General features: G+C 51.5%; 14 protein-coding genes. 1 reads left to right on the forward strand and 13 read right to left on the reverse strand.

Going from position 1 to position 24,974, the window contains the following annotated elements:
* Positions 1-3: 3 nt before the first annotated feature.
* From AC2FAK_RS06830 to AC2FAK_RS06880, 11 genes are all read right to left on the reverse strand, one after another.
* Complete coding sequence (locus AC2FAK_RS06830) at positions 4-2,562, reverse strand: beta-ketoacyl-[acyl-carrier-protein] synthase family protein (protein ID WP_095455704.1); 2,559 nt, start codon at positions 2,560-2,562, stop codon at positions 4-6.
* Positions 2,563-2,655: 93 nt separating this feature from the next.
* A complete protein-coding gene (locus tag AC2FAK_RS06835) occupies positions 2,656-3,816 on the reverse strand; it encodes an aminomethyl transferase family protein (RefSeq protein WP_095455699.1) in 1,161 nt (386 codons plus the stop codon).
* A gap of 29 nt (positions 3,817-3,845) precedes the next feature.
* Positions 3,846-4,127, reverse strand: coding sequence for an acyl carrier protein (locus AC2FAK_RS06840; protein ID WP_013095701.1), 282 nt, complete (start codon positions 4,125-4,127; stop codon positions 3,846-3,848).
* Between the two features lie 21 nt (positions 4,128-4,148).
* Positions 4,149-4,697 carry a 3-hydroxyacyl-ACP dehydratase FabZ family protein gene (locus AC2FAK_RS06845; RefSeq protein ID WP_013095700.1) on the reverse strand — a complete coding sequence of 183 codons (549 nt, stop codon included), beginning with the start codon at positions 4,695-4,697 and terminating at the stop codon, positions 4,149-4,151.
* 3 nt (positions 4,698-4,700) lie between these two features.
* Entirely contained in the window at positions 4,701-5,456 is a 756-nt protein-coding gene (locus AC2FAK_RS06850) for an SDR family oxidoreductase (protein WP_095455700.1), read from the reverse strand.
* A gap of 20 nt (positions 5,457-5,476) precedes the next feature.
* On the reverse strand, positions 5,477-5,845 hold the full coding sequence (gene acpS / locus AC2FAK_RS06855; RefSeq protein WP_014830751.1) for a holo-ACP synthase: 369 nt from the start codon (positions 5,843-5,845) through the stop codon (positions 5,477-5,479).
* A 16-nt stretch (positions 5,846-5,861) separates the two neighbouring features.
* Entirely contained in the window at positions 5,862-7,238 is a 1,377-nt protein-coding gene (locus tag AC2FAK_RS06860) for a ShlB/FhaC/HecB family hemolysin secretion/activation protein (RefSeq protein WP_240516912.1), read from the reverse strand.
* Between the two features lie 330 nt (positions 7,239-7,568).
* Positions 7,569-11,441, reverse strand: a complete 3,873-nt coding sequence (locus AC2FAK_RS06865) for a two-partner secretion domain-containing protein (protein ID WP_095455702.1) — start codon at positions 11,439-11,441, stop codon at positions 7,569-7,571.
* 296 nt (positions 11,442-11,737) lie between these two features.
* Positions 11,738-13,885, reverse strand: coding sequence for a polysaccharide biosynthesis tyrosine autokinase (locus tag AC2FAK_RS06870; protein WP_062676540.1), 2,148 nt, complete (start codon positions 13,883-13,885; stop codon positions 11,738-11,740).
* Positions 13,886-13,902: 17 nt separating this feature from the next.
* Positions 13,903-14,352, reverse strand: coding sequence for an arsenate reductase/protein-tyrosine-phosphatase family protein (locus AC2FAK_RS06875; RefSeq protein WP_058661568.1), 450 nt, complete (start codon positions 14,350-14,352; stop codon positions 13,903-13,905).
* 1 nt (position 14,353) lies between these two features.
* The gene (locus AC2FAK_RS06880; RefSeq protein WP_013095696.1) at positions 14,354-15,493 is read right to left on the reverse strand and encodes a polysaccharide export protein; all 1,140 of its coding nucleotides are present in this window, start codon (positions 15,491-15,493) and stop codon (positions 14,354-14,356) included.
* Between the two features lie 364 nt (positions 15,494-15,857).
* Here AC2FAK_RS06880 and AC2FAK_RS06885 point away from each other — a divergent pair, with 364 nt between their 5' ends.
* On the forward strand, positions 15,858-16,553 hold the full coding sequence (locus tag AC2FAK_RS06885) for a helix-turn-helix transcriptional regulator (protein WP_029882406.1): 696 nt from the start codon (positions 15,858-15,860) through the stop codon (positions 16,551-16,553).
* A gap of 111 nt (positions 16,554-16,664) precedes the next feature.
* On the opposite strand, the gene AC2FAK_RS06890 is transcribed toward AC2FAK_RS06885, so the two are convergent.
* The gene (locus AC2FAK_RS06890) at positions 16,665-17,504 is read right to left on the reverse strand and encodes an OmpA family protein (RefSeq protein WP_272941380.1); all 840 of its coding nucleotides are present in this window, start codon (positions 17,502-17,504) and stop codon (positions 16,665-16,667) included.
* 201 nt (positions 17,505-17,705) lie between these two features.
* Positions 17,706-24,932: an Ig-like domain-containing protein gene (locus tag AC2FAK_RS06895; RefSeq protein WP_320713915.1), complete on the reverse strand. Its 7,227-nt coding sequence runs from the start codon at positions 24,930-24,932 to the stop codon at positions 17,706-17,708.
* Positions 24,933-24,974 lie beyond the last annotated feature (42 nt).

Below are 24,974 nucleotides of genomic sequence, written 5' to 3' on the forward strand. Positions count from 1 at the left end.
ATATTATCCTTTAATCACAAACGCGTAGTAGTTACCGCCTTCCGTCGCACCCACCAGCAATACGTGCTTCAGGGCAAGTTTTAACGGTTCACGAACGAAGTTAATTCGCTTATCGAAAAACTCGACGGTATGAGGAATAGCGGGCACCGCCTGCGTCTTAAAACAGTCAATGATGACGGCCAGGTTAAGCAGTCCGGCAGCAGACGCGACAAAGCCAAAGCAGGCGTTGTAGTTCACGACCGGTACGTCCGGTTTTGCCTGGGCGAAGGTGGCGTAAATCGCATCGATTTCAATGCGTGAGCTCTCATCGCTACCGTTGCTGGTACCACAGACCAGGTCGATCTCCTGCGCCGTTACACCGGCATCCGCCAGCGCACGGTCGATAGCCAGCGCCATGGAGGAGGATTTCTCGTCCCGCTGAGAGGCATCAAAATAGCTGTTGCTACAGGCTTTACCGTAGCCGGCCACTTCCGCCAGCACTTCTACACCACGCGCGGCTGCACGCTGCGGATCTTCCAGCAGCAACATGCAGGCACCTTCGCCAGGAATGTAACCCTTCGGATCGTTACCGTAGATCTGATATTCCCTGGCGTCGGAGGTCATATGCAGCTTGCGGGTAACGGCGTCCATATAGAGTGACATGGACGGGAAATACTCGTCCGCGCCGCCCACCAGCACCTGCGGCTGCAGATCCTGACGCACGATTTCGTAGCCGTAGGTTAATGCGCCTAATGCCGCATTCTCGCCGGTCGCCAGCGTAGTGGTGTAGCCCTTGATCCCTTCCGAAATACCGCAGAACGTCGGGATGGAGTTCATCAACGATCCCGGGAATTCAGAGGTTCTGACTTTACGTGGGTCTGGCTTAAGGCTCTGCAGATATTTGTAGGTCGTCTCCTGCGGGCCACTGGACATTCCCATGACCATGCCAAGCTCATCGCCATCACGCTTGATTTTACGCTTCGCCTGCTCCAGCGCTTCGGACAGGGCAATTAATGCGAACGTACCGCCACGCGTGGCCTTGCGAGGGTCAAAGCGGCGCAGATGTTTACGCGGTTCCAGCCCGGAAACCTGGAAGGTCTTAAAGTGTTCATTCGCTTCCGGCAGCGTTTCGGCCAGCGCGTTGAAATCGTCACCAAACAGCGCTTCGAACTGACGGGTGGTTTCCAGCACATCCAGTAACTCTTTTGCCTCTTCCAGCGTGTCTTCCGGGAAGGTGACGCCGCCCAGCTCAACGGTATGGTTCTGTTGCCATACGTTGTCGAGGATCTCGTGAACGGTGTGACCAATCGCGGAAACGGCACCCAGGCCGGTGATCGCCACGCGCTTTTCGTCGTAGGCACTGACCGGGATCGAACAAGGCTCCATGCTGATAATCATGCTGCAGTTGTTACCGCCGAAGGCATAATTGTTCTTCATGAAGAGGTTGATTTTCTGGTCACGGAAGTCGTTTGGCACGTAATCCAGATCGCAGTTTGGACGCGCGTTGGTGAAGTTCAGCGTCGGCAGAACGCGGTTATCCGGCAGCGTGACCAGGCAGGCGATCAGTTCGACGATCCCCGCCGCGCCGATGTTATGACCAAAATAAGACTTGGTAGAGCTCACCAACAGTTTCTCATTGTTGGCAAACACCTTTTTCATCGCCAGCGTTTCGATACGGTCGTTGGCTTCTGTTCCGGTACCGTGGGCGTTGACGTATTCGATCTGATCCGGGGTAACGCCGGCATTTTCCATCGCCTTATGCATCACCTGTACCGCGCCGCTGGCGCGTGGATCCGGTCCGGTTTCGTGGAACGCATCGCAGGAGGTGGCATAAGAGAGAATTTCACCGTAAATGGTGGCGCCACGTGCGACAGCATGTTCGTACTCTTCAAGCACGATCGCCCCGGCCCCTTCACCGATGGACATACCCGAATTGCCGGAGAACGGCGTGCAGGCGTCCGGATGCATCACGTTCAGGGCATAAAAGCCCGCGAAGGTGGGCAGGTAGATAGGTTCTGTCCCGACGGCCAGCATGGTTTTGCTTTTGCCGTTCTGGATGTAGTCAAACGCCATGCCGACCGCGTTAGGGCTGGCCGTACAGGCGGTCGCGACCAGTTCAACACCGCCCTGTAACCCGAGCAGCGTGGAGACGCTGGAACAGCAGGAGGAGAAACCGCCAGAGAACAGCGCCTTACGCAGGGAAAAGTCTTCCATGCGTTGCTCAAACAGCGGCAGAAATGCCTCGGTCCCGGCAGACGACACGCCAACAATTAAACCGGTTTCTTTGAGGTGCGCTTTGTTCTCAGCCAGCCCCGCCTGATTGAGCGCATCTTTACCCACTTTGTAGGCCCAGAGTGCGGCATTATCCAGGGAGGCGATAACGTCGTCCGGTAATTCCGAATAGTCAATGTCATGCAAGACTTCAGCGGCTCTGGCGTTTTCAAACCATTTTGAAAAACGCACGCTGTCCGTGACGCCATTTTTTTTATTCAGTAAGGCGTCTCTGAAATCCTGCAGGTTTTCAGCCAGCGAAGAGAGAATACCGATCCCGGTAATGACAACCCGTTTTCTGTTTGTCTTCATAAATATATGTACCGCCATGTACAGGCAATGAGCAGCGAAAAGGATCCGTGGTGTTATTCCCACGGATTCGCTTCTCGCTGTATCGATTAATAATTACAGTGCGCTTTTCGCTTTAGAGGCATCCACAAAACTGTGTTCAGTTGGATTAACCAGCATGCTCAGGTTATAAATAAATGGCATACCTTTGGTTTTCGCGGCTACCGTTTCAGAGCGCGTTTGAATAGCAAAGCCGCTAATATCAGACCATGCATATTCATTGTCGATCAGCGCCAGGGCAATAAAGCACTGCAGGGCTGGAGAATAGATAGCCTTAGCGACTTTCCCTACCACCTGATCCTCAACCAGTACGTTATCGCCGGATTCAATGCCTGAACATTCGCCCTCGACAATCATGCCGATCACCTTGCGTGCGCCTTCGCGGTGAGACAGCTCTTCGGCCGCGTCTTTACCTACAAAGCCCTCTTTGTCGTACTGCACAGCCCATTGCAGCTGCAGCTCTACCGGATTGAGGTTGTACTCAGCCCACAGCGCGTCATCCCAGCCTGGGTTTTCGATACGCACAATTTTCTGGTAATCCAGCCCGCCGGTCTGCAGCAGGTATTTGCCGCCGTGCTCCAGCAGTTGCTGCCACTGATCCAGCAGCTGTTCCTGCTGGCCAACAACCATATAGGCGAATTCACCGTGTTTACCGCAACGGAATACCATCAGCTCGTCGTCGGTATTCATGTACTCGTAATAAGGCAGACCAATCACGTCGAAACCGTGGATTTCAGACATCAGTTCCCAGGAGTACGGCCCTTCTACCATGATCGCGCCCCAGTTCTGCTCGCGCATATCAGCAATTTCAGGGGTTTCCTGGATATCCAGTTCGTCGGCTTTTTCCAGAAGGGCGTTCAGGCCAGCGATAATTTCCGCCGCCGGAATGTTCTCGGACATGATGTAATAGCCGTCGGATGAGCAGAGCACATACACATCACCGCGCACCGTACCGTCTTCATTCAGTACCAGCGAGTAGATCCCTTGCTCGTCACGGATAATTGATACATCGGCAGAGACAAAATAATTCACCAGTGCCCAGGCATCATCACCCATCACGCTGACAATGGACATGTGGGAATAGTCCACCAGCAGGGCATTTTCACGTACGGCTTTATATTCCACCATCGGATCGTGATAGGCAGAAGGAACGTTGGCATTGTTGTAAATGCCCATTTTCGCATTGTTTTTTAAATGAAAATCATAAAGAGACTTCATAACGTGATCCTGTTATTCGCAATGATAAATTAAGCTTTTTTCTTCTGGATGATAAACGTCGCCAGATTGTTGATACTTCTCATATAAGAAGGATCATCGCTTTCGCTCACTTTGATATCGAAAACTTTATCCAGCATGACCACGATTTCCGTTGCATCAACGGAGTCCAGTTTTAAACCATTACCAAACAGGGCGGTATCATCATCAATTTGAGATTCATCACGTTGGATATTTAAACGCTGAATGATCTCAGTTTTAATTGTCATCAGCACGTCCTTGCGCTGGTCAATTTCGTTTTTCATTGTAGACATGGTTTTAACTCTCTCAGGGGTTTACTTTGTTTCGCGGAAATTAATAATGGTGCCATGGCTGATTAACCGCTTGCCGACGTTAGCCGTCACGGAATAATGCTTAAAGCCATGGGCATCAGAAAATGCCAGCTTGCTGGTCACTTCAATCGAATCACCTGGGTAGGCAATATCTTTAAATTTCAAATTCTGGGCCGCCAGAACACCACGAACCTGCGCGCGGCGCGTGCGAATGATCTCCCGCATCTCGTCACGCTGAATGAGTGCATGAATATCGCGTAACGATTTCAGTTCCGTGCCGTATGTCTGGTTGTAGATATCGCAAATATCGGTGAGGAACGAGAGGTACTCGCTGGCCTGACCAAAAATCTCAGAAATAATAACCCCAGGCATGATCGGATCGTCCGGGAAATGCCCGAGCAAATAGGGCTCGTTGTAGGTGATATGCTTCGTCACCTTCACAAAGCCATTTTCGCCATATTTGAAGTCATCAATTCTGTCGACCATCAGCAGCGGCTGACGCCAGCCGCCCATTTCCAGAAAGATCTTCGAGGGGATAACGTATTTAGACATAAATCACCGCATCACCAGGCCGCCATCGATAACGATGGTTTGACCCACAATGTAGCTGGAGGCAGTGGAGCCCAGATAAACGACGGTATTGGCAACCTCGTCGCATTTACCCAGACGACGCAATGGAATAGAAGCCGTTACGCCACGCACCACCGTGCGGGATACTTTTTTCACCATTTTGGATTCAATCATCCCCGGCGCGATGGCATTTACGCGCACGCCATACGGCGCCAGTTCAGCCGCCAGCGTGCGGGTGAATCCCAGGATTGCGCCCTTCGACGCGCTGTAGTTCGCCTGCCCGACGCTTGGGATAATGGCCGCAATGGAGGCCACATTGATGATGGCCGGGTGTTCTGCGGAGCGCAGCAGCATTAAGGCTTCTTTCGTCAGACGGAAAATGCTGAACAGGTTGGTGTCTACCACCTGGCTGAAGTCATCAAAGCTCATCGAGGCAAACAGGCTGTCTTTTACAATCCCGGCGTTGTTAACCAGCACATCCAGCTTGCCCGCTTCCTCGGTCAGGCGTGAACAGAGTGCAGTGACACTCTGCGCATCGGCGAGATCGCACTGAATTACAGTGAGCTTGCTTCCTGCCGAATGCGTTTCTTTCAGTTCCGTTAATTGCGTGGCATTGGATTTATACAGCGCATAAACATCGCAATTCTGGTCAAGAAATTTAGCGCAGATCGCCAGGCCAATATCACCACTGGCGCCGGTGACCAGAACCGTCTTTTCCTTAAGATCATTATATTGATACATAATATTCACAATTAGTTAGGTTAATAAAGTATGACAACGGCTGTCGCATAGTGCTGACAATGCGAAATACTGAGCGAGGCATTCGCCATCTGCTTTTCAATAAGCAGCTCTTTGACTCGCCCAGAGAAAATCAGATGGGGACAACCCAATTCGTCATGGTTTATTTCAATATCCTTAAAGGTGATGCCGTCGCGATATCCACAGCCAAGCGCCTTAACGACCGCCTCTTTTGCCGCCCAGAAACCTGATGCGCGCTCATAGTTAGGATCTTCCCGGTTAATTTTTATATTTTCTTGCGGAGTAAAGACGCGCTGTAAAAAATCGCTTTGCCAGTTTGTTATCGCTCGCTGTATACGCGAAACTTCCACAATGTCCGTGCCGATACGCATTTATCGTGCTTCCCTTTCAAAGCTGATAAGAAAGATTCAGATTAAAATTAAATTTATTCACGTCCATGCTGCCAGGATATTTAACCGGCATGGAGACTGATGAATCGTACGCCAGGCTTTTCACATTCCCCTGAATACCCAGGGTGCTGCCGACGATAATCTCTTCACCATAGACACTGTCCCGTCTTATATGACCGGCATCTACGCCAACATAATAATTTGCGTTCATTCCTCGCACCGGGCGATAAAATGTATTTTGCAGGTAGTACCCGCTGTTCCCGGTCAGGCCAACGCTGTTTTCAAACCCGCGCACGCTCCAGCGATCGCCCATCGTCATTTGATCCTGCAGCGTCAGCTCACGCGGTGCGTATTGCGCCAAAAAAAAAGCGCTATAGGCGTTTTGAGAAAATTGTCGGGTATAGCGACTTTCCACATTCACCAGCTGACTGACGGGACTGACATTGCCATACACCATATCCGGCGTTTTTTCGGCGCCGAACCAGGTGACAAAACGCTGCCAGGATACCGTTGAATCCCAGTTGGCATTCACCAGCTGCTGCGTGTAATTCACACCAAACCTGACGTTATCCATGTCACGCTTCTGTAAGACAAGTTCCTCGCCATTAAGGGTATAGCTGGCTTTTCGACGGATCAGCTCGGCATTCCCCGTTACCTTCCGGCTTTTATCCCGGTAGACCGTGCGCGTCGCCTTAATGCTCCCGTAGTCACTCTTACCGGCGTAATCCACCGTGGTGTAATAGAGCGGTATCGCCTGACGCGACTTGCTGCTGCTATAAAACAGCGAATAGTTCCAGTAGCCTACCGGCAAGGCATAGTAACCACTTACACTCTGATACTGACCCGTCGTGCTCTTCGTTCCGGCGAGATAAAACAGATCGCTAAACCGGGCGATGTTATAGAGATAGCCCACCACAGAGGTCAGGTGTTCTCCTGTCGCTTTATCGCCCCAGTTGTTATAGCTCGCCCGCACGCTCCACTGTTTTTCCCGGTTGGTGCTGATGCGAATGGTGCTATACCCGTGCTTTGTACCCGGCTCGATATTGATCTTCACATCCACGCCGGGTTCTTGCTGCAGGTTTTCCAGACCCTGCTCGATATCGCGAATATTAAGGATGTCCTCTTTCGCAAACGGCAGCATCCATGGATTAATATCATTATGCTCGACAATAATTTTTTCTATTTTCCCCGCATTGACGTCAAGCTTCAGCGTGCCAGACGAAATATTCTGCGAAGGGATCGTAATGCGGGTCGTGATGTAACCGGCATCGATATAAAAATCCTGTAACGCGGCGGCAATTTTCACCACACCGATGCTGCCCACGCAGCGTCCGACGATCTCTTTTTTTATCGCCTTTTCGGTTTTACGTTTCAAAAAATCATTATCAAGAACAAGTGCTTTAAGGGTAAAACAGTTTTTCTCCTCAGGTAATTTTTCCAGTCTAAATACTTTACGTTCGGTGCTGGAGAAAACATCCTGCCGATACACCTTGTGTTCTTTGAAAGTATTTAGATCTGCATTTTGCTGTTGTTTAATCAGGGCATTAATATCGTCATCTGCAAACGCTTGAGACGACATTACCAGCAATGACAGTAAAAATTTAAATCGCAGTTCCATTCACTTTCTCAGAAAAAAAGGCAGCAGGGTCTCGTACTGACTTTGCGCTATCAGACAATAGCTGCTGCCTTTTGTTACACCTTTAGATTACATACCAACAATCGTGCCGGTATTGGTCACTTTATTGGTAATCAGTTCCATACCGTATAAGCCACCAAATACTGCATCCTGACCGCTGTTTGTCACGTTATTCGCAGTGACACCTGCAACGCCATAAGTCAGCATATTGAGGTAGTTATAGATATTCCCTGCTGTTTTCACAGACAGCGTATAATCGCTCACAATATTACCGCGGTTGTTAATGTCGGCACCGGCATTAATCACGATATTCTGTGCAAGGATATTGCCGTTGGCATTATTGGTAACATGACGCTGAGTATCAATTTTCGCGCTGGCCACACCCACGATGTCTTTAAAGTTCTCAACACCGTTCAGGGCATTAATCGCCAGAGCGTTACCTGAAGAGATTGCATTGCGGTTAGTCAGTGCACCTTTCAGGATAGTGAAGTTCAGATCGCCTTTACCGCTGATCCAACCGTAGTTGGTGACGTTGTTATCAACCGTCAGATTGAGATTCTTATCTGACGCGATAACGCCGGTCGCCGTGTTGCTCTCCATGCTGCCATCGCTGTAGTTGTTCAGCGTACCTGCAGTGATGTCCAGGTTGCCTGCACTGTAGGTGGTGGCATAGTTGTTATAGAACGTACCGGCCGCTTTGATGATGGCGTCAGCGCCGCTCACCAGCATAGCGCGGGTGTTGTCCAGCGTCCCTTTAGACAGCACGCTCAGCGCACCGTTATCAGCGATGATGCTACTGTTGTTGTTGTAGACGTTTTGACCGGAAACAGCGACACCTTCACGGCCAATCATGCCACCCACATCGCCCGTCACACCGAAGGTTTCGCCATGATTACGTACGAAGTTGTTACCGTCACGGTTTTCAACATTCCCTGCCGCGTTCACGGAGAGCTTTTTGTCCGCCACGATCATCGCAGTGTTGTTGTAAACCGCACCTTTGGACTCGACGGTGACATTCTTACCGGCAATCAGACCGTTGTTGTTATCAACGGTGTTGGCAGCCAGTGTGATATCACCCGTCTGAGAAAGGACGGAACCACGGTTGCTGTCGTAATACCCCGTCAGCGCCAGATCGATATTGCCGTAAGCGGCAACCCGACCGTAGTCGTTGTTCAGACGGTTCGCTTTCAGCGCAATATCGCTACCGGACAGGAGCTGGCCGTAGTAGTTATCTACGGTGCCACCCGCATTGATAGTGATATCGCCAGTCTCAGAGCTGATTTCGCCGCGGCTATTGCTTACATTCCCGGCCGCTGTCAGCGTGACATCACCCACCGCTTTGATTTTACGCGAGGCGTTATCAATGTTATTGGCACTTAAGGCAAGGTCACCATAGCTGATCATATTCAGATCGTTATAGATATTGCCTTTAGCGCTCATCGCCAGGCTGCTGTCAGCCACGATATTGCCACGGTTGTTAATATCATAGACCGCAGAGATCGTGACCTTATCACCCACCATATTGCTGTTGGAGTTGTTGGTCACACCACGCTGGCTGTTCACCACCAGATGCTCGCCCGCGGCGATATCTTTCAGGTTTTCAACCCCGGTCTGTGCAGATACGGTCAGAGACTTCTCAGCGGAGAGCGTATTACGGTTAGTTAAAGAACCGTTCAGAATATTGAGAATGGCATCACCGAGGCTGCTGATCCAGCCATAGTTGGTGAAGCTGTTCTTCACATTCATGGTCAGTTTTTTATCTGCCGCGATAACGCCAGTCGCGTTGTTATCTTCCAGCGCACCGTTGCTGTAGTTGCTCACGCTGTTCGCATCAATCAGCAGGTCGCCCACGCTGTAGATGGTTGCGTAGTTGTTCGTCAGGGTGCTTCCCGCTTTGATGGAGGCATCCCCGCCGCTGACCAGCAACGAACGCGCGTTATCAATGCTGCCTCGTGCCTGCATTGTAAGCGGGCCATTTTCAGCAATGATGCGGCTTTCGCCGTTATAGATATAGTTCCCGGACAGCGAGACGCCTTCTTTACCAACCATACCGCCGTTCTGCTGCGGCATGCCGAAGTAGGTACCAAATGCGGATCCGAAATCGGTACCGTAACGGTTTTCGATGTTATCGCCTGCAGTGACGCTCAATACCTTACTGGCAACGATGAACGCGGTGTTGTTGTTCACCCCTGCGTTGGCATTAATGGTGACGTTTTGTCCCATAATGAAGCCACCGCGGTTGTTCAGGGCATTCGATGCCAGGGCAACATCCCCTTCTTCAGAGCTGAAGACGCCGATGTAGTTGGTGATATTTCCACCCACTGCGGCACTCACACCGGTACGACCCGCAACACCGCCGTTGTCGTTACGCATAGAAGCCGCTTTGGCAATAACCTTGCTGTTTGAGTTCAGTTTGCCCGAGTAGTTATCAATCGCGCCGGCACTTTCAAGGGAGATATCGCCATTTGACGCCATCTGCCCACCGTTGTTATTGATGCTGTTCGCGGCAATCTGCACGCCCTTCTCAGCGATAATGCCTAACGAGTCATTGCTGGCGGTATCTGCGGTTTTGGTCGCGCCGTTGTTAATCGTACCTTTCGCGGCAATCTTGGTGAAACCGCCCGCAGAACGGATCATGCCCCGGTTGTTATCGACGTTACCGCCGCTCACAACGTTCACATCGCCAAGGGAGTCAACTAAACCGCTGTTGTTGTTCACAGCAGCAGATTCAAGACCCACATAACCGCCCTTGATCTGGCCGTTGCTGTTATTCAGGGTACCGGTTTTTAACGCCACGATACCGGCTTCAATACCGACAGTATTCCCTTTGCCGTAGTTGGTTAAGGTGTTGCCGTTGGTATCCGCCGCCAGCATGCCTGCCGCCGCCATTTTGCCGTTGGTGTTATCAATGGCGCCGCTATTGACATAGAGGTCTCCCATTGTCGAAATGTTGCCTGAACGGCTGTTGTTGAGGCTGTTTTTATTGGTGTCCAGCGCGATGGTACCCACAGAGGTAATATCCCCGGTGACGTTGCTCAGTGCGCCGTTGGTTTTAATATTGATCTGACCAGAGGACTCAATGCGCGCATTGTTGTTCAGCAACTGACCGTTAGCGTCAATATTTACGCCGTTGATGCCACCCGCAATAATGCCCTGGTTACGCACGCCCACACCGCTTTCGGTGCTGACGAGGTTAATCTTATTGGCATACATACCGCCCAGCGCAGCAACGTCAATGCTGTTGGCATTACGCGTTCCGGCTGCGGTTACTGAACCGGTCACCTGACCTGCAGCGTTAACGTAGTTATTACCGGCGACAACGTTCAGCTCGTTAGCTGTGACTTTGTCGGTCACGACAACATTGCGAGACAAAATTTCCGTCGGGCTGGCGTTATTCAGTTTACCCAGCGTAATGGTGCCACCGTTAACAGAATAACCGGCTAACTGATCGTTCTGAATATCCGGCGTACCGGTTGTCAGGGTCAGTTTACTGGTGTTAATGGCGCCGCCACCGTTAACGGTAATACCGTTCGGGTTAGCAATAATTAAATCGGCTTTATCGCCGGCCACTTCCATCATGCCGTTAATCGCAGAGGCATTTTTAGACGTGACTTCGTTCAGGATGACTTTCGCCGTCCCGGACGTCAGGTTGCTGTTCCCCTGAATCTTACCCGCCAGAACGGTATTTGATTCAGTCATGCTGTTATTGAAGATAAGCCCATTCTTATCAACGTTTAACTTGTCATACACATTATGAGAAAGCCCCTTATCGTTGGCTTTATTAATGTTAATGACAGGCACATTCCCGGCAGTATAAACCACGCCGTTCTTGATGTTGATCTCTGCTGAGTGCGCAACAATTGGCAGAGCGAGTAGCACAGAAGCGGCAACAGGATGCCACTTCAACTCTAGTTGAAAGACTTTATTTTTATTACTATTCATTTAATCGACTCTTTATTTCGGAATCATTACATTTTTTCAAAATATAACATCACCACTCTAAATAACTACTTCACATCCGTTGATTACTGTTTATCCCCCCTTGTGGTTCCCTGATGGTTCATTAATTTAGATTTTAAGAGCATTCCTTGGTATTAATTCTGGCATTTTTATCTGGAATTGGCATTCAGACTGCATTACATAACGGGAACTTTTAACCAGGAACAAGTCCACAGGCATTAGGAATATTAGACATTCCCGGCCTGTCAAGACTTATTCCTTAAAAGAAGAGAGATGAATTACTCCTGGTATGAGTAATCGCCATAGCTATAGGTGGCCGAAGCGCGTTTTTCAACGCCGTTGAATATGACCCCCTGGATGGCAATCCCGTTTTGATTGAATCGACGCAGCCCCGCTTCCACCTCCTGGACCGAGTTCTGTTCGAACCTGACGACCATCAGAGATGTTGAGGCAAATCGGCCAATAATCGCGGCATCCGTGACGCTCAGAATAGGCGGCGTATCGAGAATAATGACATCGTATTGCGCTGAACAGGCGTCAACGAGTGTCTGGAATTTCTCCGTCATAAACAGCTCGGCGGGGTTATTGACCATTCTTCCCCGGCCAATAAAATCGACGCCCTGGTACTCTGTCTCTTCTATCACCTGGGACACCGCCACATTCGCTGAGAGATAATCGGCAAGCCCGGCATGGCCTTCCGCCTGGGAGAAGATGCTGTGCAAATATCCCCTTCTCAGATCGCAATCAACCAGCAGCACCCGTGAACCGGCCTGCGCCATCAGCACCGCCAGGTTTGAACTGACGAAGGATTTACCCACCCCCGGAGAGGTGCCTGAAATCATTAATATTTTATTTTCTGACTTCAGCATGGCGAAATGAAGGCTGGTCCGCAGCCCTCTTATCGCTTCGACCGCCAGCGAGGTTGGCGACGATTTCACTAACAGCTCATCAGACTGATAGGTGGTAATCGCCCGGCAGCGTCTGCTCTTTGTCAGTTCAGGTGCCAGCGGTACGACGGCATGGACAGGGATGCCCCGTTTTTCCAGCTCCGCGGGTTGTTTGATCCCTTTAATTAACATGTTCCGTAGCAGAATCACACCGGAGGCGAACAGGAAGCCCAACAGCGCCGACAGGATGACAATCAACGTTTTTTTCGGTTTAATCGGCTTATGCTGCGTGACGGCATTGTCAATAATGCGAACATTGCCCAGCGTACTGGCCTTATTGATATTGAGTTCATGCTGCTTATTCAACAGCACCATATAGATATCATTTCCCATCTGCACATCACGGGTCATGCTCAAAATTTCTTGCTGAGTCCGCGGCATCGTACTGATACGCTGATTGAGCTTCTCTTTCTCTTCCTGCAGTACCGCACGTTTTTCTGACAGCGCTTTATAAGCCGGATGCGAACGTTTATAGAGCTTTGATATTTCAGCTTCTTTAAAGGTTAATTCATTCAGTTGGGTATCAATGGACACCACATTGTCTAAAATGAATTTCGCTTCAAGGGATAAATCCACCGACTCATTATTCTTTCTGAAATCATTGAGTTTCGTTTCTGCCGTCACCAGATTGTTTTTGATTTGCAGTAATTGTTCGTTCACAAAGGCCAGACTCTTGCTGGCCTCTTCTGACTTACGCTCAACGTCCTGGGCAAGATAATTGTGGCTGATGGTTTCAAGGATTTTACTGATCATGACCGGATCGGTGCCGGTCATGCTCAGATGCAGCATCCCATTGCCACCGGATTTTCCATCCACGACGATATTGTTTTTGATCTCATCAATTACCGAATATTCATTGTGCTTACGTAAAATGAACACGGTGTCCTGGGTCAGTTCGGCACGTTCAATCATAAAATCAATGCCGTGCGCGTGAAGAGGAACCCCCACTTTACCGTGCAAAACGGCCTCGCCGACCTGCAGGGTGTACTCACCCGCAGCAGTTATCGTCAGGATCAACGCTTCGTTCAGGAACTCCTCGGGGACAGTTAAGGTTGAAACCTCAATGTTACCCGTGGGTTTACCAAGCAGGCGCAGGAGCAGGCCATTCGCAAACGGATAGCGTTTTTCAGTCACGGAGATATCCAGCCCCAGATCGCGCACGGTTTTACCGATCACCATCCGCGATTTAATTAACGAAATTTCAGATTCTGAAGCGACCCCGGAACCTTCAGGCAGCATCGTAGAGAGCTTATTCAACAGCCCCGTAGATGCATTTCTCTCAACCTGAATTAACGCATCACTTTTATAGACCGGCGCTAAGGTGTAAGCAATAACGATGCCGAAAGCGATAAACAGTAATGTCGTCGCCGCTATCCAGACCTTACTGTAATATAAGACTTTGAGGAGTTGAACGATGTCAATATCCTCCTGCCGCGGAACATTATCGGTTTGCGAATTGCTAATCTGTTTGTCAAACATGCTCTAATCAGCCCTGATTATTTAACCTGCTGGAAAACCTTGACCCATTCTTCGGCAGCGGAAAAAAGTTGTTGAAAAATAAAACCTGAGATATCTCGACCCCGACGATAAGGATCAGGAATTTCCATTTGCTGGAGCCAATATCCGAATAAAAATGTCTTTCCCCGGGCTTCCATCGCCAGGCGGGTCACGGCTTCAATATGGTTTTGCTCCATGGCCAGAATCAAATCATATTCACGACACATCAGCGGTGTAAGTTGTTTGGCACAATGACCCTCTAACGAAAGGCCATTCTCACGTGCAGTGTTAACCATTACGGGATCTGCCGCTTCACCCGTTAACGCAGCAATCCCGGCGGAATCCACGATCATATTGGGCAAGCGTGAACGCAAAATGCGTTCCCCCACCGGGGAACGACAAATATTGCCTGTGCAGACGACAAGAATGGACTGATACCTGCCATTCATATCAATTACTCCAGTTTCTGATGAAGCGCGTCGTTTCAGTCAGGCTGTAGACACCACTAATGGTTGGCATTAATTGATTAATGACTCTGTTCCAGCGCGCAATCGGTGCGGTCGTCACATACACAATATCGTACGGCTTGAGCCTGAATTCGGTGCCAAGCACCAGCGCCGTCGCATCCCTGGCATCAAGCTGATAAATATTTGCCTGTTTTCCCTTTGACGCATCCGGCTTGTTTTCCGAACGGATCACAAAAATACCGCTGGCATCACTGGTTAATTGATTCATGCCCTCCGCATTACCCAACGCTTCGGTCAGCGTCATGCCTGAGCGATCCATTTTCATGGTGGTTTGCTTCACCACATCGCCCATAACAAAGACTTTTAAATCATCATTACGCGGGATATACAGAATATCGCCGGAATAGAGCAGCCTGTTCTGCTGCAGGTCGCCATACTGCATAAGCGCTTGCAGCGAAATGATTGATTTTTTACCCCCCTGGGTTAAAACAGCATTCCCCCAGTCTGCGTTTTCAGTCAGCCCACCCGCCAGATTAACCGCATCAATGATGGTCAATGGAACGTTAGTGATGGGCTGCTGCCCGGACTGATTAACTTCACCAGAGACATACACTTTCTGAGAGCGAAACGCGGCAATCCCCACATCGACCTGTGGGGACTCAATGTATTTCGCCAGATGTTCGGTAATCAGCTCTCTGACTTCAGTGACCGTTTTATCCTTAACATGGATTTTCCCGATGTACGGATAAAAAATAGTGCCGTCTGAATGGACCCAGTTTCCCGTATCGCTGGCGCTACGATACTGGCCAGACGGGGTGGTAAGCTCAGGATGTTCCCACACCGTGACCATAATGATGTCACCAACCCCAATACGGTACTCATACGCTTCGAGTCGTTTATTCAGCTCCGCATTGGCGTGGGCGACTACGACGTTTTCACGTAATTTCTCAATCAGCGCCGGCGTAACGGGGTAAACATTCACCTTTACGTCATTGATATTATCGGGGTCGGGCGTTTCGACAACCGTTTTTCCGTCGGTATCAATATGGCTTCCGGGGGTTATCTGACACCCTGCCAGTAAAAATAGCGTGGTGAAAATAAACAGAGCTGGCAATTTTCTCATACTTTTCTTTATGCCATTTCGGTGAAATGACATTTCCTTATAATTAATCAATCACCCATGGCGGTGCAGAGAGAATGAAGCGTGGCATTCCACAATTGATTAAATGATAAACCTTAAAAGTATGCATGTCCTGTAGACGTGGAGTAATCCTAACCCCTGACATCACTTTCTTATTATTAATATAGAAAGCGGTCCAATCATCAGGCACGTAAACAATTCCCATTTATGCGAAGACTATTCTCACATATTAACCCTGAGACATCGTGTAAAATGAAAATATATACATACCGTATCATAAGATCGTTAGCATGCAAATCTTACACCAAAAAGAGGCGTGCAGAATACATTAACCAAAGGGATAAAAATGGATACGTCGCGGGTCATATTATCAAGATGTCATTTCAGCAACATCGGATTGCGCCATTTACTTTCCAATACGTTCAAAAAAGAAGAGATTCTCTCTTTTTATAATCAGCACCATTTTCATGACTGGGTAAAAGGTATGAAAAAAGATAGTTTTTTTACCTTGTACCTGGTGCTTCCTGACTCTATTTATAGCAACATCATCTACTTTCAGTGGCTTATCTCACTAAAACAGAAAACAAACCTCCACGCCATTGAAGAGATCATCATCGCTTACCACTCGGATATCTTTCCGGAGCTTTTCGCCTGCATCTGCTCGCATTACAAACATCGTCTCGTGAATATCAATAATCTGACCAACGATGAAATCGTCAGGAAAATGCATACCCAGCGTCACCCCAGCAAAAGCGGGATCGTCAAAAAACATATCGAACTGACGCATATGGAGTTCTGTGTCCTGAAGTTAATGATCTCAGGCTACACGATTGATGACATCAGTACCTTATATAACATCAAACCCAAAACCACCTATACCTACAGCAACAGCATAATGAAACAGTTGGGGTTTAACTCTTTAAAGAAAATCTATTCCTGCGGCGAAATCATTAAATCCTCGATTGACCATGACATAATCAGAGAAAAGAAAAAGTACTACAGCATTGCCCACATTAAGATGTACGAACCACAAACTGCTTAATCCCTCACCGCCTCTAACACGTCCCCCGTGTCTCCATAACACCGTCAAATTATTCACAAAAAAAAATACGGAAAGCGTCTCCGCAATCCGTATTTTTGTATCGATGCTGACTTAGTGGCTTTTCACTAAAATTTCTACGCGGCGGCTATTGACGTTACATCCTGCCGCTTGCTGGCTGGCAGAGGTACCGCAGCCTTCAGCGCTTTGTGCTATTCCTTTGCCCGTCGTGTTATTGATCAGCTCCGGTTTAATCCCTTTCTCGATCAGCAATGAACGAACGGTATCGGCACGTGCTTCAGACAGGCGCTGGTTAGCCTCACGGCTACCAATTGCGTCGGTATAACCCACAATCTGGATCTCACTGACGTTATTCGCCTTTTTGGTGAATTTCACCACCTCGTCCAGCTTATTGCGGGATTCAGCAAAAATCCCTGCCGCATTACTTGCCGCAAAGCGGAACAGGACTTGCTCCTGAATAAGCACCACACCGCTGTTATTAATGTAATCACAGGTTTTTACCTGCGATGCACGGTTAATAATTTTGGTCTGTTTATGCATCTTACTCAACAGGGCTTCAGCCCGGGAACGCTCTTCCAGGGCCGCCGTATTTCCTGACGTACCTGGATTAACCTGAATAAAATAGGTTTGCGCACTCTCGGCATTGAGCTGTTGCAGAGGATTTTGTTTCCCCTGATAAGCAGGGTGATCGTTGAACCAGGACTCCACCGCATGCGCGCCTGGCGCGGCGCACAGGACGGTAAATTGCCCCGGCAGCAGTACCGACTGCAGCTCGCGGTCGACGTAAATCGTCGCGGGCACGCTCCCCTCAGGGTAATAAACCACAATTTGTGCCAGTTCCGGTGTCACATCCGCAACCGGACGGTAAGGCTGTGGTGCCGTCTTCCCTGAAGTGGTTTTGACGTCTTCCGGTATATCGATGACGTGCTTCACTCGTTCTGCCGAATATGCAGTGCTGGATATCAATATGCTGAGCGCGGCAGTAATCGCACACGCCAGGTTTATTTTTTTAAACTTATTAAGGGTTACTTTCATTTATCAAATTCCCGATTAACCCAGTGAATGACTGTGTAACAACGATTGGTAGATGCGTGCAGAAAGCCCGCCATCCGAAGATGGCGGGTATTTACTGGGTTACATCATGATTTGGTTATTCTGTAGCAGCGTCACCAAATCCGTTTGCACGTCAGCCAGCGTGACAACCTGCGTAAATCCATGCTGTCCGCCCTGACCGTCACGGTCGATACTGATCACGGTATCACTACCCACAACTTCCACCTTGACGTAGTCAAGTACGCCGCGGGAGGAGTAATCCAGCTCCAGTTTTCCTTCGTCTTCGAAGAAGGAGATAGAACCTTTGTAGTCAAGCAGTTCACTCATATCGAGCAGATCTGCATCACTATCTTTCACCAGATTACCCACCTTAAAGCCGTGGATCGTGTCATGACCATTGCCACCGGTGCTGTCGTTGCTCAGACCTGCCAACACCTTGTACATCAGCGTATCGTTACCGCCGTTGACCAGGTAGAAGGCGTCATTGCCACCACGTCCTTCAAACACGTTATTCGCGGAGTTATCCGTAAACGTATCTTGCTGACTGGAACCTACGAGACCCTCGATGTTGAGGAGCTGATCGGTGCCGTTACCAGTTGCAGTGCCTGTCCACAGGTTCGCGTTGATCGCAGTGGTTGAACGGCTGTAGTCAACAACGTCCATACCGGCAGTTTCGCTCCAGACCGGATTACCGCTCACAATCTGGTTCCAGCCGCCGCCACCGTTGTAGGTGTCGTTGCCTGCAGAACCGAAGAAGGTGTCGTTATAGCCCGTCCCGATGATCCCGTTGTTTCCGGAGGTGTTGTTCGCCGCATTGCTGCTTTCCGCCGTCAGTACGTAAGAGTCATGGGCTTTACCTGTTGTCAGGCCCCCCCAGCTCTCATTTACCGTACCGTTGGTGTACCCACCAATGCTGCTCGTTGCGCCAACGTGATCCGCTTTACCATCGGTAATGCGCAGCATCTGCACGGAGTAAACTTCATTCGGATCCAGCCCGAAGAAGCTCACCAGACCCATACTGTTGCTGGAACCAGAGGACTGCGGGTTAATCAACTGGGTTGCCACAAGCTCGCCCGCTGAGTTGTATAACTTCACGGTGTTGCTGTAGAAGGTATTGATGCCGTTGCCGTCAACAATACGGATCTGCAGGCTCGTGCCGTCCGCCGCGATATTGGTGTTTTTCACCAGCATCGTGCGTCCCGCGTCGTCTCTTGCCACGACATCAGCATCTGCTCCAGAGCGGTACAGCACCAGGTCCATCGAACCGTCCCAGTCATAGTCGAGTGCGACGGCACCCGTCATGTTGTTGAACGTCGTGCTACCTGTCAGGCTGACTTTATTGGCGCCCCAGTTGTTACTACCGGTATTGGTATACAACATCGGCGAGCCAGTCACGCCAGAGCGTGGCACTTCGATGATGTCCATCTTACCGTCGTGGTTCCAGTCCACTGCCAGCGACGTGCCGCCATCAACGTTATCGCCAAACCACTGCGCCTGGCTGTCCGTTGCATTGAGCTTACCGGTACCATCGTTCAGATAGATACGGCTCTCGTCGCTGTTACTGCCCCCCTTCGAACCACGGCTCAGGAACAGATCCAGCCAACCATCGTTGTTGTAATCCGCATAGGTCATGGAGATAGACAAGTTACCGTAGTCTTCATGGCCATCGTCACGGAACACGTTCGCGTAGTAGCCAACTTCACCGAAGTTGGTGTTCGACGTCCCGGTAGTCTGGTTATACAAGATACCCAGACCGCGGGAGTTGTTGCCGACGAGGTTGCCAGCGCCGTTGTAGTCAATATGTGCCGTAATATCTACAGTACCGTTGTTATCGATATCCACAGCCCCGACTTCGTGCAGCACACTCAGCGACGTTGGCAATGCCCCGCCAGGATGTCCGTCAGAGAAGCCGGAGTTGTCCTCGTAACTCAGCGTGCCCTGCGTATTTTTGATGAACGAAATGGAGTCTGCTTCGGAGTCACCCAGCACAAAGTCCAGATAGCCATCACCTTCACGGTCATAGGAAATCACGCCGCCGAGGTGGTTCAGGGTGCCCTGATCCAGCGCCTTCGCGGAGTAACTACCGTCCGCGTTCTGCAGCCAGTAGGCGGTACGACCCGCGTTACCATAGCTACTGACCTGCGACATCACGTCGGCATAACCATCACGGTTAATGTCCGCAAAGGCTGCCGAGTTGATATAGCGACTGTAGGACGCGTCATCGACGTTATAGCCTGCACCATTTCCGGTGGACGGTTGCGCAAGGTACGTTGAATCGTAGTCTTCACGCGTGACAGCGTCATAGACACGTCCGGCGTTAGCGGTTGTTGTACCTGACGTGCCGCGAGCACTCTGGAAGAATGACCACAAACCGTCCTGACTGATGGTCACCGCAGCGGCGTTCAGACCGCGGCTATCCGCATCGGTCGTCCCCCCCCAGGTTTGTTCAATCAGCGTACTGCCGCCACCTTCGGTGACACCTGTACTGGTGCTGGCGCTCATGCTTGAGCGGTTACCCGCTTCATCCCAGACCACAAAGGCCAGGTTATGTGCGCCAGAAGGCAGTGACGTATTCAGACTCCAGGAGCCGTCAGCGTTAGCCTTCACGAAGCCAATGACCTGATCCAGACCTTCCTGATATGTCCCGTTGTTGTTGACGTCACTCACCAGCGAGACAATCGCCCCCGCTTCAACACGACCGTATTGACCGCTGGAGAAGGTAAACGAATCTCCTGTGGTGGTGTGCTGCGGCACATCTGGCGCCCCGGTAATACCGTTCGGAGAATCCAGATCGATAACCACGTTGTAGCTATCCGCAAACTTCGTGTTCGTACCTGGGTTGCCCGCAACGTCAATGACCTGCAGCTTGAAGCTGTGAGTGGTGCTTGCTGTCGCTTCAGGCAGTACATAGCTCCAGCTCTGGCCGTTAAGTGCCAGCGTTTGCCAGGTTTTGCCGTTATCCAGGGAGATCTGCAGATGCTCACCCGCCTGTAGCGCCGCGCTCAGGTTACCGCTGATGGTCACCGTACGGTCACGGGTGACCATATCGCTGTTGGTTGCTGTCGCAGCATGGCTGAAGTGATCACCGGTCGTCAGGCCATGGCTGGTATCGGTGGTGACTTTGGTGGTCGTAGACAGACCATTCATGTCACTGCCGCCTGTTGTCACCTGCAGCGCCTGAGAATCAGTGCTACCAACGTTACCGGCGTTATCCACCACGCGAGCCTGAATGGTGTAAGCACCATCATTCAGCGGCGTGTTCTGCATATCCACAGTCCAGGATGTACTGGTCACCGTTGAGGCACGCGTCCAGGTTGCACCGTTGTCGAGGCTAATCTCAACCCATTCGTCCGCCTGCAGGGCTTTCGTCAGCTGACCGTTAATCAACAGCGTGTTATCGCTGGTGATGAAGTCAGTATCTGATGCCCCCCGGTCTTCTGAAATAGAGCTGATATTGATAACCGCGTCAGACACGGTGGTATCGACAACAATCGTCCAGGTGTTGCTCGGCGTACTGATGTTGCCAGCCGCATCCGTGGAGGTTGCCACCAGATTCCAGGTGCCTTCAGTCAGCTTGTTCGCGTCAGTGATCTGCAGCGTCCACAGGCCCGTCGTGCTATCGGCAACGGCGGTACCCAGCAGAATACGCGTGGTCGCATCCACCTGATGGTACACATTGACCGTGCTTCCCTTCTCCGCCGTACCGGTGATTTCCGGCGTGGTGTCGTTGGTAGGCTTGCCGTGAGCAACGGAACCTTGAACAGGATTCACATCATCCAGCACGTTTGTGATAACCGGCGCAACAGGCGCAACCGTGTCCACCACCAGATCGAAGTCAATCGGGGTGAGCGGGTTATTTGACGGATCGGTCCCGGTAATACGCAGCGTATGCGCGCCATCACTCAGGCTGCTCAGCGACGTGAATTCCCAGTCACCGTTGGCATCTGCTTTCACCGTGCCAAGCTGAACGCCACCGACGTCAGTGATGATAATGGTGCTGCCTGCCGTCGCCTTACCAACCAGCTGTACCTGGCTGTCGTTGGTGACTTCACCCTCGCGAAGCACGCGTGAGCCGCCCGTTTCCTGGACATCATCCACCACCTGCAGCAGTTGCAGATAGCTTGCGCCCGTGGAGACGTTAACGGTGATATCGTCAACGATCGCGCTCGCGTTACCCGCCGGATCCGTTACCTGGGTCGCAAACTGGTGTTCACCATCTGCTAATGGCGTGGTTGGCGTGTACTGCCAGCTACCATCAGTGTTAGTCACAACAACTGAACCAATCGCCTGGCCGTTATCGTAGATAGTGACCGTGCTACCCTGCTCTGCTTTACCCGTGAAGGTCGGTTTGTTGTCGTCGGTGGTCATACCGTCGGTTAACTGACCTTTCCAGGCCCCCTGATCGTCAGCCACCTGTAAACCGGAAACCGGATTTGGTGCTGTTGAGTCAATAGTGAGGGTGAACGAACCACTACGATCGCTCTCCTGACCCGCGCTGTTGGTATTGGTCACCGTAAAGATATAGTTACCATCAGCCAGCGCTGGTGATGGCGTAAAGCTCCAGGTGCCATCGCTGTTCAGCGTTGTTTTACCCACAACCTGACTACCGTTGTAGATGGTGATGGTATCGCCTGCAACACCATCCGCAGTCCCTTTCAGGGTCGGCGTGTCATCTTTGGTCAACGCATTGTCGGCCAGATTGATAACGGTTGTGCCAGTATCATCCAGGACGTTAACAATCGCTGGCGCATTCGGGGTGTCAGACATAATGACGTCATAGCTGTCAGCCGGTTTCGCCACGTTGCCAACACTATCGGTTTCCGTCACGGTCAGTTTGTTGATTGAATCACCGTAAAGAGACTCAGATGGCGTCAGTTCCCATTTGCCATTCTGATCCACTTTGGTCGTGCCCAACACTTTCGTGTTGCCGTCTTTGTCGGTGGTATAGACGGTAATGACGTTGCCCGCTTCAGCACCAGAGCCGCGGATCACCGGACGTGAGTCATCCAGTACCCCGCCATCTGCAACAATACCCTGAACGTTACCCACGTTATCCGTTACGGAATCAATGGTCACTTTGCTCGCATCCGGCGCGGTGTAGTCGGTGGTCAGAATGAAGTCCGCAGACTTGTCACTGACGTTGCCGGCTTCATCCGTGGCCGTCACGTAGAAGGTGTTTTTGCCTTCCGGTAACTTGCTGCCCGGTTTGAAGTTCCATGCCCCGTTGCTGTTCGCGGTGACTGAACCCAGCAGGGTGCCGTCAACGGTGTAAATATTGACGGTGCTGCCCGCTTCAGCCGTACCGTGCAGGATTGGCTGCGGATCGTCAGTGACATCGTTGCTGTTCAGATCGTCCTTGACCGTCCCAACCTGATCTTCCGCGTAATCGATACTCGGACGGTTCGGTGCTTTACTGTCAATTTCGAAGCTGAAGGTGCTGGAGGTATCCTCTTTACCCGTCAGATCTTTCGCGGTTGCCGTAATGTTATGTACGCCATCGCCCAGATCGCTGGTAGGCGTAAATACCCAGGTGCCACTGGCATCGGCCTTGACGCTGCCCAACACCACGTTGCCATCCATGATGGTGACAGTGCTGCCTGCTTTCGCCTTACCGATGATTTCCGGACGCGCGTCGTCAGTGACGTCGTTCGCCTTCAGTTCACCCGTGACGCTGCCTTTATCATCCATTACGCGGACGATGGTGACCGGAACGCTGGAGGTATCAAGCGTGACGGTGACACCGGCATTTTCAGCCCCCAGGTTGCCTGCTGAATCTTCAGCACGCGCGGTGAAGGTGTATTCTCCATCCGCCAGAGAACCGGTGGTGTAAGTCCAGTTACCGTTCGCGTCTGCAACCGCAGTACCGTTTTCCTGGCCGTTCACATAGATGTGAACAACGCTGCCTGGCTCTGCTTTACCGCTGATCGTCGGTGTCGCATCGTCAGTGGTATCGCCATTGGACAATGTACCGGTCTTCGGACCTTCGTTATCGCTCACGATAAAGCCAGTGACCTCACCCGGCGCGCTGGTATCTACCGTGATTGGGAAGCCGCCAGTCTGCGGGCTTACCTGACCAATGTCGTTAATCGCTTCCGCGACAAACGTATGAACGCCGTCCGCCAGTTTCGGCGTATTGAAGCTCCATTTGCCCTGGGCATCGGCCTTGGTTTCACCCAGCAGGGTGGTACCGTTCGGGCCGCCATAAATGCGAACCGTGACACCGGCTTCAGCCGTACCCGTCAACAACAAGGTGTTGTCGTTGGTTGTCGCATCCTTTTGTAATGGCCCGGTATGCGGCGCAACATCATCTTCCACACTGCTCAGGGTCGGTGGCAGCGGCTGACCGCCAGCATCGATCTGAATAATGTATTCCGGTGATGCCGCCGTGGTGTTACCCACGCTGTCGGTCTCTTTCACCGTCAGGTTGTACGTCCCGTCAGGCAGGGCTTTCGTAACCTGAAGTTCCCAGGTGCCGTCAGCCTGTACTTTCGCGGTGCCGATCACCTTGTCGCCGTTATAGACGGTGATGGTGTTGCCCGGCTCTGCGCCCGTACCCTTGATCAACGGCGTGTTATCGTCCGTCTTACCACCCGAAGCAATCGATCCGGTCACGGAACCAAAATCATCCACCACATCGGTAATGCTCACTTTGCTCGCATCCGGGGCGGTGAAGTCCAGAGTCAGGACGAAGTCGTCCGATGCCACACTGGTGTTGCCCGCCCTGTCGGTGGCCGTCACGTGGAAGCGGTGCTCGCCTTCCGGCAGTTTCGCCACCGGCGAGAAGCTCCAGGTGCCGTCGGCTTTCGCCGTCACTTCGCCCAGCAGGCCGTTCTGATCGTAGATCTTCACGGTGCTGCCCGCTTCCGCCTTACCGCTCAGGGTCGGGGTCGGATCGTCGGTGGTGCCGCCGTTCGCCAGGTTACCCTGCACGCTGCCCACGTCGTCCAGCGCCGCGTCGATGGTCGGCTTCACCGGTGCATCAGTGTCGATGGTCACGGTCCAGCTGCTGCTGCTCGACTCATTACCCATCGGGTCCTTCGCCGTGGCGGTGAAGGTGTGGTCGCCGCGGCCCAGGTCCACGCTCGGCGTGAAGCTCCAGGTGCCGTCCGCGCCCGCGGTGGTGGTGCCCAGCACGTTGCTGCCGTCCATGATGGTCACGGTGCTGCCCGCCTTCGCCGTGCCGCTGATTTGCGGACGGGTGTCGTCGGTGAGCGCGCCCTGCGACAGGCTGCCGGTCACGCTGCCGATGTCGTCAGTCACGGCGGTGATTTCCACCTTGCCCGGGACCACGTCAACGGTGATGACCACGTGCGAGCCTTCCGGCCCGGTGTTGCCCGACGGATCGGTGAC

The sequence above is a fragment of the Enterobacter cloacae complex sp. 394F7 genome (assembly GCF_057320385.1).

Coding starts and splice junctions, on each gene's coding strand:
- AC2FAK_RS06830 (WP_095455704.1), bottom strand. CDS start 2,562: ATGAAGACAAACAGAAAACGGGTTGTCATTACCGGGATCGGTATTCTC.
- AC2FAK_RS06865 (WP_095455702.1), bottom strand. CDS start 11,441: ATGAATAGTAATAAAAATAAAGTCTTTCAACTAGAGTTGAAGTGGCAT.
- AC2FAK_RS06885 (WP_029882406.1), top strand. CDS start 15,858: ATGGATACGTCGCGGGTCATATTATCAAGATGTCATTTCAGCAACATC.
- AC2FAK_RS06880 (WP_013095696.1), bottom strand. CDS start 15,493: ATGAGAAAATTGCCAGCTCTGTTTATTTTCACCACGCTATTTTTACTG.
- AC2FAK_RS06845 (WP_013095700.1), bottom strand. CDS start 4,697: ATGTCTAAATACGTTATCCCCTCGAAGATCTTTCTGGAAATGGGCGGC.
- AC2FAK_RS06840 (WP_013095701.1), bottom strand. CDS start 4,127: ATGTCTACAATGAAAAACGAAATTGACCAGCGCAAGGACGTGCTGATG.
- AC2FAK_RS06835 (WP_095455699.1), bottom strand. CDS start 3,816: ATGAAGTCTCTTTATGATTTTCATTTAAAAAACAATGCGAAAATGGGC.
- AC2FAK_RS06850 (WP_095455700.1), bottom strand. CDS start 5,456: ATGTATCAATATAATGATCTTAAGGAAAAGACGGTTCTGGTCACCGGC.
- acpS (WP_014830751.1), bottom strand. CDS start 5,845: ATGCGTATCGGCACGGACATTGTGGAAGTTTCGCGTATACAGCGAGCG.
- AC2FAK_RS06875 (WP_058661568.1), bottom strand. CDS start 14,352: ATGAATGGCAGGTATCAGTCCATTCTTGTCGTCTGCACAGGCAATATT.
- AC2FAK_RS06870 (WP_062676540.1), bottom strand. CDS start 13,885: ATGTTTGACAAACAGATTAGCAATTCGCAAACCGATAATGTTCCGCGG.